Source organism: Pantoea sp. EA-12, assembly GCF_030053355.1.
Taxonomy (GTDB): Bacteria; Pseudomonadota; Gammaproteobacteria; order Enterobacterales; family Enterobacteriaceae; genus Pantoea; species Pantoea vagans_C.
In genome coordinates this window covers 38,285-52,031 of sequence record NZ_JASGBY010000009.1, presented here as the reverse complement: position 1 = coordinate 52,031, position 13,747 = coordinate 38,285, and the positions used below count along the sequence as shown (strand labels likewise).

Here is a 13,747-nt window from a genome sequence, read left to right as displayed (position 1 = left end):
TTTCTCTCGTTGGGGCGGATATTACTCATCGCCCGACAATTTAAATTTCATCAGATCGCGACGCTCTTTTTTATCCGGGCGACGATCGGGATGCGGCATCGTAAGGGCGTTCATCTTGCGTGCCAGCGCGGTTTTCTCACGCTTCTCAATACTGGCAGCAGTTTCCGCGTACATCTCTTGCGCTTCACTGGCGGGGCGGCGTTGCTCACCAATCGCTGTGATGATGACCGTGCGCTCATCGTTGCCCTGACGCAGCGTTAGCTCGGCCTGCAATTCAACGATTTTGCTCGGTTTGCTGCGTTGACCGTTGTAATGCACTTTGCCGCCTTCGATCATTTCGCGGGCAATTGCGCGGGTTTTATAAAAGCGCGCAGCCCACAGCCATTTGTCGAGGCGGACGCCTTCGCTGGTTTTCTCTTTCATTGCGGCTCCTGCTTTAGCGCAGCGTTTCACACAACTGGCGATAGTCTCGCACTGCCGTATGACGCTGGAAAGTTTGATCGGGCCGACCGGAATCCGGGTTGCTGACACCTAAGCACCAGCGAATCCCCCAACGGGCAGCCGCATCCAGAATCGGCTCGCTGTCATCAATGAAAAGCGTGCGCGCACTGTCGAATGCAGTTTGCTGCTGAACGGCCTGCCAGAGACGTGGATCCTCTTTCGGATACCCAAAGGTATGGGTGGAAAGTAATAAATCAAGGTGGGCAGCTAATCCGGTCTGCTCCAGCTTCACATCAAGATTGTACGGGTGTGCATTGGTCAGCAAAATGGTGCGCTTGCCCGCAGCACGCAGCGCCTGCAAAAAAGGCACTGTGTCATCACGCATCGCCGCGCGGTGGCGCTTCTCCCACGTCATGGCGCGGATATCCAGCGCCAACTCCTGTGACCAGTAATCAAGACAATACCAGTTTAGCGTATGCGCCACGGCTTGATACTTTTGCTGAATCAGCTGATGCGCTTCCGCCAGCGTGATGTCACGTTCGCGGCTCAGGGTTTCCGGAACATGTTCCAGCCAGAAATGGCGATCAAAGGCGAGATCAAGCAACGTGCCATCCATATCCAGCAGCACGGTATCGATCTCAGACCAGTTAAGCATTGGCATCTTCACCCCCTAAAAACAGGGCGACAGGGTAGCACAGAAGGAAAGGGCTCAGAACAGGGAGCGCACGCTCTGCATAGTGCTGAGATTGTGGTTAAAGCACTTGTCGTAATACTGCTGGATTTCCACCATCCGCAGGCGATTACGGTGAATGCGGCGCAGAGCCAGCAAGCCGTTGGTGACACCACAGAGAATCAGCACCAGCATCAGCAGTGCGGTACCCAGATAGCGCCACTGCGCCATGGTATCGGGTTCATTATGCAGCGCAACGTGACGTGTGCCGTTGGCGTCAGTGGTAATGCTGGTAATGATGCCATTGGCAGCGAACGGCGTATGTAACAGCATGCCGGACATGCGTTGTAATTCACGCCACTGAGACGGCGCATCAAGGTCAAACAGCGAAACTGACGGCTGCGGCTGTGTCACCATCTGACGGCCCTCATCGCTGATAATTAGGAAACCACCGGGTGGTGGGCTATTCAGCGTTTCCGCGGCGCGACGGGTTTCACGTGAGAAGAAAGTGGAAGTGGCGGTATTGACCAGATTCTCCAGTGCTTCAGCGCTCACCGGACGCAGCAGAACGTTCATGCCGTTGAGCTTGCCTGTATCTGCGCGGTGGATGAGTGAATCCCAGTCTTTTGCGTTACCCAGATTCACCAGCGCGTTCTTCAACCGCACACAGTCTTGCTGCTGGCTGCACAAATCCTGCGTTTTCAGCACCAGATCGGAGAAGTCATCCAGCAGAATCATGCCTGACTTTTGAATGGCAGAGGCGAGTTGCGGGTTGAGTTTGGGATCGGTATTGGTTTCCGGATGCAACTGGCGCGTGGTGGTATCCAGCAGCGCGGCAGCCTTATCAATGATGTCAGACTGAGGTTGCGGCAGAGGCGCCGCATTGTTCCAGTAAATCGCTGAGCAGTCGAACGGCATGTAGGCATAGCTGCGATTGCTCTGGTAATTTCCCGGCACTGAACACATGCCGGTACCACTCACTTTCAGGCTGTCGCCAATGTGCAGCGGCAGTGCACTCAGCTTATCGACGCTATTGACCTCAATGCTCTCTGTGCCTTTTACCCACGCGAGACTGAGCTTGATCGGCATGCTCAGCGGAATCCAGGTAACCAGCATCACCAGTACCAGCAGAGAGCCACAGGCCAGCACCAGATTTCTACGCCAGCGCTGCACGGGGAAGTTGCGCACTTCATCATGGAGTGAGAGGAAGCGGCCCTGGCGCACGACCTGGCGGTTAAGGTAAATATCGACGTCCGTCACCTGACCCAAATCATGTGCAACGTAGGGCTGCCAGTGGGTCGGATAGATTAAATCGATAATGCCGAGTGAGATGTTGCTCTGCTCCTGATTGGATTCACCAAACAGGCCCCAGCGTTTTGGCGCGCCGCGCAGGCAGTGCACTTCTCGCAATCCTTTCTCGCCAGGAAAACGGTAGAGGAACCATAAACTGGTGGCGATGATTAAGCCGGCGGGCAGGGCAATCCACACCATCAGGCTACCTGGCAGCACCAGACTGAGGAACAACAGCAGAAAGGCGAAACAGATGGCGACGGCTTCGCGTGTGCCGTCCCGACGGGACAAACGATACTCTTCAGGCGTTTCTTTACGCACCTGCAGTAATTCGACATTTTCACTCTCTTCCTTGCGGATGGAGGCGTTCGTCGACATTGACCGTACCAAGGGCGGCAGGGCAGGCTGCTCGATGGCATAGTTCACCAGTGAGTGACCGTTGAGGGAGATCACCAGCGGCATTGTCTGCGTGCGAATCAGTTCTACATAGTTCTCTTCAGCGATGTACTGTTCCCATAACGGAGGAAGATGGACTTCCACTTCATCCAGGTAGTAGCGCCATTGATGGGCATCATCGGTAGAAAGGCCGTAGCGGGTGATAGAACGCGTGACGGGATAAACATTGTTGCTTTGCGCGGTGAGCGTCAGGGCTTCTGGCTCGCGTGACTTCTTTGCGGTGCGGGCATCGCTGCGTTGTCGCTGTTTCGCCAGTGACGCAATGTAGGTTTCCACTGCACTGCGTTCTTCATCGGTGAGTTTACGGCAGGGCGGACTAATAAACGGCAGTGGTTTCGCCAACGGCGGACGATGCCGCATAGCGTACCAGTAGCCAATGCCTGCTACTAATGAGCAGACCAGCATGACAGCCAGAATGATGATAAAAGTGCTCATGCTTTGCTCAATCCAGCCAAAAAACTGCCTTCACGTTTACGATGTACTCCCGGTGGAACCATCAATACAAGTCAATTTTGGCGAGCAGAAGTCATTCTGACAAGAAAAAACTCAGATAAAATAACGCACAAAATCATTGAATTATAAATTATTAGATTATTCCTTAATGGGATATTAACCGGGCGATACTCAATTAAATATCGGTATTTTCTGAATTTAGCCAAACCCAGTTGACTTATTGTGAAAATTTAAGTGTAGAGATAACAAGAAGTTGTTAGCTGCTGTAAGTGGATATGTGTCACCATGCTTTCCATTCGTTGCGTGTCGCACAATGCTTCGGGCTTCGGTATGCTGGCATTATCGCGTTTCACAAGGTTGTGCAAAGTTTGAGGCTGATATGAAAATGACATTGAAAAAACCTGACATCCTCAACGTGGAAGCTGTCGCTCGCTCCCGCTTATTCACCATCGAAGCGGTTGATCTCGCTTTCAGTAATGGTGCACGCCGCGTCTATGAACGTATGAAACCTTCCGATCGTGAAGCGGTGATGATCGTGCCGATTATCGGTGAGGATGTCATCCTGATTCAGGAATACGCCGTTGGGTTGGAAAGCTACGAGTTGGGATTCCCAAAAGGGTTGATTGATCCTGGCGAAAGCGCTTTTGAAGCGGCCGATCGTGAACTCAAAGAGGAAGCGGGTTTTGGTGCCAGGAAGCTGGAAGCGCTGGGCAAACTCACCATGGCACCCTCCTATTTCTCCAGCAAGATGAACATTGTGGTGGCGGAAGAGTTGTATGAAGAGAAGCTGGAAGGAGATGAGCCGGAACCGCTGATTGTACGCCGTTGGCCGCTTAACAACCTGCTGGCACTGCTGGATGAACCGGATTTCCGTGAAGCGCGTAACGTCAGTGCGCTGTTTTTGGTACGTGAATGGTTGGTGAAGCAGGGGCGTTTAACCTACTGATTTACGCCCTGCACAGATAAAAAAGCCGGCAAACAGTGCCGGCTTTTTTCATTAGAACAGTTCGTGGCTTTCGCCGTTGTCCATGATAGTGGTGCCGACATCATGGGACGAGTACTCGGTGGGCTGAGTACCGTTGATAAAGTACTCCTGACGGGTATTGCCTCCGCCGTTAGCCAACTTGCCGGTACCACGATCGATGGTCACGGTGACCACACCATCCGGCGGTGTCAGAGGCTGTACAGGCACACCATCCAGAGCGGATTTCATATACTCATCCCACGCTGGCTGCGCACTCTTCGCGCCACCTTCATAGCCAGAGATCTGATCCGGAATGGCACCTGACATGGTCGAGCGGCCCAGCGCACGCGAATCATCGAAACCGATCCACACCGAGGTCACCACGCCCGGACCATATCCAGAGAACCAGGCATCTTTCGAGCTGTTGGTGGTACCGGTTTTTCCGCCGATATCATTACGCTTCAGATCGCGGCCTGCACGCCAGCCCGTTCCCATCCAGCCCGGTTCGCCAAAGATATTGGAGTTCAGCGCGCTTTTGATCAGGAATGACAGCGGCGTGTTAATCACGTGCGGCGCATATTGCTGATCGCCAGCCGGTTGTGGCTGAGCAGGCACTTGCTCCAACTCCGGTTGTGGCACGGTCTGATTTTGCGATTGATCGGAAGTCGAAATGTTTTCCACACTCTCTTCGTTCAACGCCACGGACTTCTTGGTTTCACCGTAAATCACCGGCAGGTTGCACTGCGGACAGGCAATTTTCGGCTTCTCTTCGAATATCACGCCACCCTGTTCATTTTCAATTTTGGTAATGAAGTAAGGGTCGATCAGGAAGCCACCGTTCGCCATCACCGAATAACCGCGCGCCATTTGCATCGGCGTAAATGAAGCCGCACCTAAAGCCAGTGACTCGGTATGGATAATGTTCTGCGCCGGGAAGCCGAAGCGCTGCAAATACTCAGCGGCATAATCCACACCCATGGCGCGCATCGCACGGACCATCACCACGTTTTTAGACTCGCCCAGGCCCTGACGTAAGCGAATGGGGCCCGCGTAAGTCGGTGGGGAGTTTTTCGGACGCCAGTCGGCACCGGCACCGGCATCCCAACGCGAAATCGGTACGTCGTTAAGGATAGAAGCCAGCGTCAAACCACGATCCATGGCAGCGGTATACAGGAACGGTTTAATGTTTGAACCCACCTGACGCAGCGCCTGCGTTGCGCGGTTAAACATACTCTGGTTGAAGTCAAAACCACCGACCAGCGCGCGTACCGCACCGTCTTCCGGATTCAGCGACACCAGTGCTGAGTTCACCAGCGGCACCTGACCTAACCACCAGTCATTATTCACTTTGCGCACCCAAATCTGCTGGCCGGTTTGCAGCACCTGCGTCACGCTGCGCGGCGTTGGACCCTGCAACGTGTCAGATTTGTACGGACGCGCCCAGCGGACGCCTGCCAGACTCAGCGATACGCTGCTGCCATCTTTCATCATTGCAGTCGCTTCATCAGCGCTGGCGCTGGTGACCACGGCGGCATTCAATGGGCCGTAAGTCGGCAAGTCTTTCAGTGCATTTTGAATACGGCTCTTATCCCAGCTGGCTTCACCCACTTTCCACAGTACGTTGGTGGGGCCGCGGTAACCATGACGCATGTCGTAAGCCATCACGTTATCACGCACGGCTTGCTGCGCGGCTTCCTGCAGATGACGAGTGACAGTGGTATACACCTTGTAGCCATCTTCGTAGGCGCTATCACCGTAACGCTTCACCATCTCCTGGCGCACCATTTCGCTCAGATAAGGTGCAGAGAACGCAATTTCGGGGCCGTGGTAGACCGCGACCAGTGGCGTATTGCGCGCCTCATCATACTGCTGCTGGGTGATGTAATTCTGGTCGAGCATACGCGCCAGCACCACATTACGACGCGACAGCGCGCGGGCATGTGAGTAAAGCGGGTTGAACGTTGAAGGTGCTTTCGGCAAACCAGCGATCATCGCCATTTCGCTTAACGACAGCTGATCAACGGGTTTACCAAAATAGACCTGTGCCGCCGCCCCTACGCCATAGGCGCGATAGCCGAGATAGATTTTGTTGAGATACAGCTCGAGGATTTCATCTTTACTCAGCAGCTGCTCAATGCGAATCGCGAGGAAGGCCTCTTTGATCTTACGCATCAGCGTGCGTTCAGGGCTAAGGAAGAAGTTACGCGCCAGCTGTTGCGTAATGGTACTCGCACCCTGTGAGGCGTGTCCGGATACCAGCGCAATGCTGGCGGCACGGAAAATCCCCACCGGATCGACACCATGGTGCTCGTAGAAACGGCTGTCTTCGGTCGCAATGAACGCTTTAATCAGCTCAGGCGGCATCTGTTGCAGGGTGAGCGGCACGCGGCGCTTCTCACCATACTGGGCGATCAACTCGCCGTCAGCGCTGTAAACCTGCATGGGGGTTTGCAGACGCACGTCTTTCAATGTGTTCACGTCTGGCAGCTGTGGCTCAATGTACTTGTACAAGCCATAGACCGTGCCGGCTCCCAGCAAGATGCAACACACTGCAAGAATCAATAAATACTTTACGAACTTCACCTGAGAATTCCCATCTGTTGTCGTTTGGGCAGTTTATAAACAATCGCGCGGTAGTATAAAGGCAAGCCTGACGCTTTGATATACCCGTCATACTTCAAGGGGTAGGTGCGCCAGGGTAGACCTTTTTTACCTTTAAAGATAAGGAGATCGCGCACATGGCTTTTCAGCGCTGGCAAATCGGACTGGACATCCAAAATGGACAACTCTGCGCCTTGGGCATTGAACGCCGACGTCATGGTTGGCAACTGCGACACTGGTGGCAGCAACCGGTGCCGCACGATACGTTACGCAACGGCGTGTTGCAAACGACCCCGTTGTTACAGGAGATGTTAACGCGTTGGCAGCGCCATCTGCCAAAGCGTTATTCCCTCCGCGTTGGGCTGCCTCCACAGTTGGTGCTGCAACGCACGTTGCCGTTGCCGGAGACTTCTCTGAGTGAGCCGGCCATGAGCCGCTATGTTGCCTCTTCGGCACAACGTTTATTTCCGGTCGAGCCCGCTTCGCTGTCAATTGACTACCGAGCCGCGGGGAAAGCTTCGCAGATATGCATCACCGCCGCGCGGCGCGAGGTGATTGCACAGTGGCTATCACCGTTGAAGCAATCCGGCTTACGGCCTGATGTGTTTGAACTCAGTAGCCTGGCGCTAACCCAGATTGCCATGCGTATGCCACTGCAGCGTGACCAACTGTTGATCCATCCTCTGCAGGACCACTGGCTGTGGACGTTAGCGGGCGAGCAGACCACTTCAGGTGCCGGGTCTGAACCTTTGACACTGGCGCAATTACGCGACACGTTCCCGCAGGCCGCTGCCGTATTTTGTACCTCTTCACAGGTACTGTCTGAACCCGGCGTGACCTGCTGTAAACCCCTCTCATTACTGCAATATCGACAGCCGCCGTTGCCTGCTCACGAAGGTGACTTTTCAATTGCACTTGGTTTAGCACTGCGCCCAGAGGATGCATGATGCTGGCCGTCAATCTGCTTCCCTGGCGCAGACAGCAGTGGCAGCGTCGCCGCCGGCAGAGCGTTGTGCTGTTGGGGTGTAGCCTGACATTAACGGGGATCGCTTTACTGGCAGGGTGGTGGCGCAGCAACGAAGCCTTGAACCAGCAGCAGGCAAGGTTAAACGAAGTCAGCCATCGTCGAGACGCTCTACAACAACAGCTCAGGTTACAGCATTCACTGCTTCAGCAGCGTGACAGCCTTCTTCGCTCGCAATTGGTCAGGCAACAACAGCAGGCGGAACATCAGCGTTGGCAGCTGTTCTGGCAACAGTTGCCCGCGTTGATGCCAGACACGCTGTGGTTGAATCGGGTGGAGCGGCGGCAAGGCGTGCTGGTGCTGGAAGGGCAGGCACAGAGCATGTTGTCAGTAAGAGATTTCCGCCAGCAACTGATGACGCAACCGCTGTTGGCCAAAGTCAGGCCGGGCCACGTGCAGCGTCTGTCTGGCGGTGATTATCGCTTCACATTACAAGCGCGTGTACAGGAGATAGCGAATGAATGAAGCGCTGCTTCGTTGGCTGGCACTCTCTCTGGCCATACGCATGGCGTGCCTGGTCATGATGTCAGCGCTGCTGCTGGCGCTGGCGTGGTGGGTTCTGTTGCGGCCACTACAGCACCAGCACGATGTACTGGTGCGACAGCAGGATGAAATGACACAGCAGGTTCACCTGCGTCAGCAGCAACTCGCCGCGCGTCCACCCATCAATACGTTAGAAAGTGAGATCGCGCTGTTAATGCAGCCCGCGAGGGAAAACGTTGCGCGGCAAACCCTCGAAAATCTTGTCACTGCACGCGCAACACAGCTGGAGAGCTGGCAGCCCACGAGCCAACCTCAGCAGCTGCATCTGCGGCTTAACTGGCCACAATTTCTACCTCTTTTCGATGAGCTGGCACAAGCGCACGTTTCTGTTCCGCAGCGCTTTGAGCTGCGCACAGAGAAGGGGACGCTGATAACGCAGATGTGGCTGGAGGATGAAAATGCGGATTAGTGTCGGATTGTTGCTGCTGTGCAGCAGCCTGGCGCTGGCTCGCGATCCTTTTCAGCCGTTGACAGAAAGGCTCTGTCTGCAACAGGTGGCCGAACCCGATGGCTGGCGTTTGCAGGGCATTGTCGGGACGTCGCAGCGTTATGTCGCCTGGCTGGTTTCACCACAGGGCAAAAGTCATCGCCTCACGACGCAGGCCACATTGCCACACACCGCGTGGCAGGTTGCAGAACTCACCTCGCGTAGCCTCACATTGCGTGCAGCACAGCGTTGCCCGCCACAGCAAATTACTTGGGTAATAAAAGGAGGATTTTATGAAATGGATGGCCCTGACATTATGGCTGATCCTTAGCGCGCCACTGCTGGCCCGTGAGGATCGGTTAAGCCTGGTGTTTGATGATGCGCCGGTTGAACGCATTTTGCAGGCGTTGGCCGATTACCAGCAAACCAACCTGTTAATTGCACCTGGCGTTGAAGGGCGATTATCACTACGCCTTGAGGATATAGGCTGGGACCGCGCGTTGGCGTTAGTGACGCAATTGGCAAAGCTGACCGTGGTACAGGAAGAGGGCGTGTTATTGGTGTATCCGGAGAGCTGGCAGCAAATGCAGACGCAGCAGGCTAAAGCGGAGCAGGATGAGCGACAGCAGCAGTTACCCCTTGAGCAGCAGACCATCATGTTGCATTACGCCAGTGCCAGCGATGTTTATCGCAGTTTACTCGCAGAGCGTTCACTACTTACGCCTCGCGGTAGCGTGACGGTGGATAGCCGCACCAACAGCTTGCTGCTGCGAGACACCGCTAAAGCACTGCAAGACACCACGCGCTGGTTGAAGGCTTTGGATAGGCCACTGGAACAAATCGAGTTAGCGGCTCACATCATTACCATTAATGAAGAACACCTGCGTGAGTTAGGTGTGAGCTGGAACATATCTCCGGCTCAGAGTGTGACAGCGGCGTTGCGCCAACCTCAGTTAGCCATTCCCTTAGCGCTGGATAATCCCGCTTTGCGCGCAGGCGTGACGCTTGGCCAGGTCAGCGGTGAGTTGCTTAACCTTGAGCTCAGCGCGCTGGAGCAGGAAAACCACATCGAAATCATCGCCAGCCCGCGCCTGTTTACCTCTAACCAGCAGACCGCGTCTATCAAACAGGGGACTGAGATTCCTTATCAGGTGAAGTCAGGTAATAGCGGCGCGACGGCGATTGAATTTAAAGAAGCGGTATTGGGCATGGAAGTGACGCCAGTGGTGTTGGGCAATGGGCGTATCCAGTTAAAACTGCGGTTAAGCCAAAATATGCCGGGACGCAGTCTGAACGTGGGGGAAAACAATGTGTTGAGCATTGATAAGCAGGAAATTGAAACCCAGGTGACGCTGCGCGATGGGGAAACCCTGGCGCTGGGCGGTATTTTCCAGCAACAGCGTTCGCAGGGTGAAAAGCGTGTGCCAGGCTTAGGCGACATCCCCCTTGTGGGAGGGTTGTTCCGTCAGCAAACGGAAGAGCATAAAAAGAAAGAACTGGTGATCTTCATTACCCCTCGACTGGTCAGGGAAGCAGCGCTTACTGCAGGATAAAGCGGAAAATTCACTCTGAATGACCAACTGCGTTGACGCAGGGCAGGAATTAGCTTACAAGGTTTAGCGATTTTTAAAACGGTGTAGCGGAACGCGGCAGGATAACCTTCCGATGGGCGTCAGTCACAAGCGATACTGGCGTCAGAATAGATTTTCCCTAAAAAAATCGAGTTAAAGTTCGATGGCAAAAACGTGAATTCCAGCACTGATAAGCATCAGTTATCGGAATGCTCACATGCGGCCAACACGCTTGTAGCTTGAAGTGTGAGGGAAAAAAGGAGGGGCGTTACCGTCTCGCGAACCACAGACCGGTCCTGTTCGTAGGTCGCCGGGGGCAATTTATTCGGTTGCCAAACGGCCATGAGTGTTGAGATAATTTTCCGTCTGACTCTTGTTAATGCTCATGAGGTCTCAGTTCCTGTCCCGCCAGCAACGCTGAACGCGGGGTATCATCAACGAATTCTTAGTAATACCGATAAAATGGCAGAGAAACGCAATATCTTTCTGGTTGGGCCGATGGGTGCCGGCAAAAGCACTATTGGTCGTCAGTTAGCTCAGCAACTCAATATGGAATTTTTCGATTCCGATCAGGAAATTGAGCGACGTACCGGAGCGGATGTAGGCTGGGTATTTGATGTGGAAGGCGAAGCTGGCTTCCGCGATCGCGAAGAGAAGATCATCAACGAACTGACCGAGAAGCAAGGCATTGTCTTGGCAACCGGTGGTGGTTCTGTCAAATCCCGTGAAACCCGCAATCGTCTCTCCGCCCGCGGCGTGGTCGTGTATCTCGAAACCACTATCGAGAAGCAACTTGCTCGTACTCAGCGTGATAAAAAACGTCCGCTGTTGCAGGTTGATGAGCCACCGCGTGAAGTACTGGAAGCGCTAGCTGGCGAACGTAATCCGCTTTATGAAGAGATCGCTGACGTCACCATTCGCACTGATGATCAAAGTGCAAAAGTTGTCGCCAATCAGATCATCAACATGCTGGAAAAAAATTAATCCAGCGCCCTGAGGGCTCAGCAAATAGGTATCGGTCATCATGGAGAAGATCACTGTCTCACTCGGGGATCGCAGTTACCCCATTACCATCGCTGCCGGACTGTTTAACGATCCGGCTTCTTTTTGGCCTCTAAAGGCAGGCGATAACGCCATGCTGGTGACCAATGAGACGCTGGCCCCGATCTACCTTGATAAGCTTTCGTCACTGCTTAGCCAGGCGGGAGTAAAGGTAGATCAGGTGATTTTACCTGATGGCGAGAAGTACAAGACGCTGGCCGTGATGGACGAAGTCTTTACCGCATTGCTGCAGAAACCACACGGCCGTGATACCACGCTGATTGCGCTTGGTGGTGGTGTGATCGGTGATCTCACTGGATTTGCAGCAGCCAGCTACCAACGTGGCGTGCGCTTTATCCAGGTGCCTACCACGCTGCTCTCTCAGGTCGACTCCTCTGTCGGCGGCAAAACGGCCGTCAACCATCCGCTTGGCAAAAACATGATTGGTGCTTTCTACCAGCCTGCGTCTGTGGTGGTGGATACCCAATGCCTGGCGACGCTGCCCGCACGCGAACTGGCGTCGGGTCTGGCGGAAGTGATCAAATACGGCATTATCCTTGATGGTGATTTCTTCCAGTGGCTGGAGCAGAATCTTGATGCGCTGCTGGCACTGGATGAAAAAGCTATGGCGTACTGCATTCGCCGCTGCTGTGAACTCAAAGCCGAAGTGGTTGCCGCCGATGAACGTGAAACCGGTCTGCGTGCACTGCTCAATTTGGGCCATACTTTTGGCCATGCGATTGAAGCGCACATGGGTTATGGCAACTGGTTACATGGTGAAGCGATCGCGGCGGGCATGGTGATGGCAGCGCGCACTGCTGAACGCCTGGGGCAGTTCTCATCTTCAGATACCGATCGCATTATTGCGCTGCTGTTGCGCGCTGGATTACCGGTGCATGGCCCAGACAGCATGAAGGCGGAAGAGTACTTGCCGCACATGATGCGTGATAAAAAAGTGCTGGCAGGTGAAATGCGTTTGGTGCTGCCTCTCGCAATTGGTCGCTCTGAAGTGCGCGCCGGTGTTGCGCATGATATGGTGCTGGCAGCGATTAACGATTGTAATAATTCCTAATGAATACCCTCATCATTCGAGTCGCAGCCAGTCGATAATTGAATGTGTGATTAAGCGCAGCCAGCCTGGCAGCAGCTTGAAGTATGACGGGTACAGCGGTGAGTTGTGATGCGGTGCGTGGGAAGCGTGCTGTTTTACGGAGGAGGCTAGATGGATGAGTTCAAACCGGAAGATGAGTTAAAACCTGATGCCAGTGACCGCCGTCCAACGCGGCCTCGCAAACAGTCTTCCGCCCCGAAAACCAAGGTGCCGGTATCACGTCAGCATATGATGATGGGCATCGGGATCCTGGTACTGCTTTTAGTGGTGCTGGGCATCGGTTCTGCATTAACCGGCCCGGATGAGAATAAACCCGCGACTACAGCCAGCAATGGCAGCGCGGCGCCAGCTTCTGGTGGCGGTGAAAAAAGTATCGACCTTTCCGGTTCGACGTCCATGAGTGGCCAGCAGAACGCTGCGCCGTCTGCAGACGGTAGCGCGACTCAGACTCCTGCGGGTACGCAAGCTCCTGCAAACAGCGATTCCAACGCCATCTCGATGCCTGCGGTCTCCTCGACGCCGACTCAGGCTGCGCCAGTGGAGACTCCCGCGAATCAGCAACGTGTGACGTTGCCGGGCGATCTCAACAGCGCGTTGAACAATCAGCAAGGCCAGGTGGATAACGCCGCGCAGGGTGCGCAGGGCAATAGCTCATTACCGACTGCACCGGCAACGGTCAGTGGCAACGGTAAAGCGATCACTCCGCCAGCCATGCGCTCTGAAACACCATCACGTACCAGTAGCAACGGCACACGTGAGACGCACAACAGCACCACGCACAAAGCACCAGCAGCGAACACCAAGCCCGTGCCAGTGGTTAAAGAGAATAAAACGCATGCCACCGCAGCGCACAATGCACCGGCTGGTGCCAGCAAGTCTATCCCAACGGGCGGCAACTACACGCTGCAGTTGAGTGGGGCTTCAAAAGAAGAGAGCCTGAATGCGTGGGCGAAGAAACAGAATCTGAGCGGTTACCACGTGTATAAAACCACGCGTAACGGTGAGCCGTGGTATGTGTTGGTGAGCGGTGCTTATGCCACTCCAGCAGATGCCAAGCGCGCGGTGGCGTCACTGCCTGCCGAAGTGCGTGCGGCAAATCCGTGGGTGAAACCGCTGAGCCAGGTGAAAAAAGAAAGCCAGTAATTGATGTGGGGC

13 protein-coding genes are annotated in these 13,747 nt (G+C 54.5%); 9 read left to right on the top strand and 4 right to left on the bottom strand.

The window, feature by feature from the left end; genetic code table 11:
• Positions 1–21 precede the first annotated feature (21 nt).
• Genes hslR through QMZ30_RS14965 form a run of 3 tightly spaced genes read right to left on the bottom strand, consistent with a single transcriptional unit; the run spans position 22 to position 3,292 of the window.
• Positions 22–423, bottom strand: coding sequence for a ribosome-associated heat shock protein Hsp15 (hslR, locus tag QMZ30_RS14975; RefSeq protein WP_039332676.1), 402 nt, complete (start codon positions 421–423; stop codon positions 22–24).
• A 13-nt stretch (positions 424–436) separates the two neighbouring features.
• Complete coding sequence (yrfG, locus tag QMZ30_RS14970) at positions 437–1,096, bottom strand: GMP/IMP nucleotidase (RefSeq protein ID WP_283228072.1); 660 nt, start codon at positions 1,094–1,096, stop codon at positions 437–439.
• Between the two features lie 54 nt (positions 1,097–1,150).
• Positions 1,151–3,292: an intracellular growth attenuator family protein gene (locus QMZ30_RS14965; protein WP_283227977.1), complete on the bottom strand. Its 2,142-nt coding sequence runs from the start codon at positions 3,290–3,292 to the stop codon at positions 1,151–1,153.
• A 397-nt stretch (positions 3,293–3,689) separates the two neighbouring features.
• Between QMZ30_RS14965 and nudE the strand changes: the two genes are divergently transcribed.
• Positions 3,690–4,256 carry an ADP compounds hydrolase NudE gene (gene nudE, locus QMZ30_RS14960; protein WP_039332679.1) on the top strand — a complete coding sequence of 189 codons (567 nt, stop codon included), beginning with the start codon at positions 3,690–3,692 and terminating at the stop codon, positions 4,254–4,256.
• Positions 4,257–4,307: 51 nt separating this feature from the next.
• Here the strand turns inward: nudE and mrcA are convergent, their stop codons facing one another.
• Complete coding sequence (gene mrcA / locus QMZ30_RS14955; protein ID WP_058969752.1) at positions 4,308–6,857, bottom strand: peptidoglycan glycosyltransferase/peptidoglycan DD-transpeptidase MrcA; 2,550 nt, start codon at positions 6,855–6,857, stop codon at positions 4,308–4,310.
• Positions 6,858–7,012: 155 nt separating this feature from the next.
• Here mrcA and pilM point away from each other — a divergent pair, with 155 nt between their 5' ends.
• The 8 genes from pilM to QMZ30_RS14915 all read left to right on the top strand — a co-directional run bounded on the left by pilM (position 7,013) and on the right by QMZ30_RS14915 (position 13,735).
• Positions 7,013–7,822: a pilus assembly protein PilM gene (gene pilM, locus QMZ30_RS14950; RefSeq protein ID WP_283227976.1), complete on the top strand. Its 810-nt coding sequence runs from the start codon at positions 7,013–7,015 to the stop codon at positions 7,820–7,822.
• Positions 7,819–8,364: a PilN domain-containing protein gene (locus QMZ30_RS14945; protein WP_283227975.1), complete on the top strand. Its 546-nt coding sequence runs from the start codon at positions 7,819–7,821 to the stop codon at positions 8,362–8,364. Before pilM ends, QMZ30_RS14945 begins: the two co-directional genes overlap by 4 nt.
• Complete coding sequence (locus tag QMZ30_RS14940; RefSeq protein ID WP_283227974.1) at positions 8,357–8,851, top strand: HofO family protein; 495 nt, start codon at positions 8,357–8,359, stop codon at positions 8,849–8,851. Before QMZ30_RS14945 ends, QMZ30_RS14940 begins: the two co-directional genes overlap by 8 nt.
• Positions 8,841–9,200 carry a HofP DNA utilization family protein gene (locus QMZ30_RS14935; RefSeq protein ID WP_283227973.1) on the top strand — a complete coding sequence of 120 codons (360 nt, stop codon included), beginning with the start codon at positions 8,841–8,843 and terminating at the stop codon, positions 9,198–9,200. Before QMZ30_RS14940 ends, QMZ30_RS14935 begins: the two co-directional genes overlap by 11 nt.
• Entirely contained in the window at positions 9,163–10,422 is a 1,260-nt protein-coding gene (gene hofQ / locus QMZ30_RS14930; RefSeq protein WP_283227972.1) for a DNA uptake porin HofQ, read from the top strand. Before QMZ30_RS14935 ends, hofQ begins: the two co-directional genes overlap by 38 nt.
• Positions 10,423–10,902: 480 nt before the next feature.
• Complete coding sequence (gene aroK, locus QMZ30_RS14925) at positions 10,903–11,424, top strand: shikimate kinase AroK (RefSeq protein ID WP_010617392.1); 522 nt, start codon at positions 10,903–10,905, stop codon at positions 11,422–11,424.
• Between the two features lie 40 nt (positions 11,425–11,464).
• Entirely contained in the window at positions 11,465–12,553 is a 1,089-nt protein-coding gene (aroB, locus tag QMZ30_RS14920) for a 3-dehydroquinate synthase (RefSeq protein ID WP_283227971.1), read from the top strand.
• Positions 12,554–12,703: 150 nt separating this feature from the next.
• Entirely contained in the window at positions 12,704–13,735 is a 1,032-nt protein-coding gene (locus QMZ30_RS14915) for an SPOR domain-containing protein (RefSeq protein ID WP_283227970.1), read from the top strand.
• Positions 13,736–13,747 lie beyond the last annotated feature (12 nt).

Excerpts from the sequence above, each read along its gene's own strand:
- yrfG (WP_283228072.1), bottom strand. The coding sequence starts at position 1,096 with ATGCTTAACTGGTCTGAGATCGATACCGTGCTGCTGGATATGGATGGC.
- QMZ30_RS14915 (WP_283227970.1), top strand. The coding sequence starts at position 12,704 with ATGGATGAGTTCAAACCGGAAGATGAGTTAAAACCTGATGCCAGTGAC.
- QMZ30_RS14965 (WP_283227977.1), bottom strand. The coding sequence starts at position 3,292 with ATGAGCACTTTTATCATCATTCTGGCTGTCATGCTGGTCTGCTCATTA.
- pilM (WP_283227976.1), top strand. The coding sequence starts at position 7,013 with ATGGCTTTTCAGCGCTGGCAAATCGGACTGGACATCCAAAATGGACAA.
- QMZ30_RS14940 (WP_283227974.1), top strand. The coding sequence starts at position 8,357 with ATGAATGAAGCGCTGCTTCGTTGGCTGGCACTCTCTCTGGCCATACGC.
- hslR (WP_039332676.1), bottom strand. The coding sequence starts at position 423 with ATGAAAGAGAAAACCAGCGAAGGCGTCCGCCTCGACAAATGGCTGTGG.
- hofQ (WP_283227972.1), top strand. The coding sequence starts at position 9,163 with ATGAAATGGATGGCCCTGACATTATGGCTGATCCTTAGCGCGCCACTG.
- aroK (WP_010617392.1), top strand. The coding sequence starts at position 10,903 with ATGGCAGAGAAACGCAATATCTTTCTGGTTGGGCCGATGGGTGCCGGC.
- QMZ30_RS14935 (WP_283227973.1), top strand. The coding sequence starts at position 8,841 with ATGCGGATTAGTGTCGGATTGTTGCTGCTGTGCAGCAGCCTGGCGCTG.
- QMZ30_RS14945 (WP_283227975.1), top strand. The coding sequence starts at position 7,819 with ATGATGCTGGCCGTCAATCTGCTTCCCTGGCGCAGACAGCAGTGGCAG.
- aroB (WP_283227971.1), top strand. The coding sequence starts at position 11,465 with ATGGAGAAGATCACTGTCTCACTCGGGGATCGCAGTTACCCCATTACC.
- nudE (WP_039332679.1), top strand. The coding sequence starts at position 3,690 with ATGAAAATGACATTGAAAAAACCTGACATCCTCAACGTGGAAGCTGTC.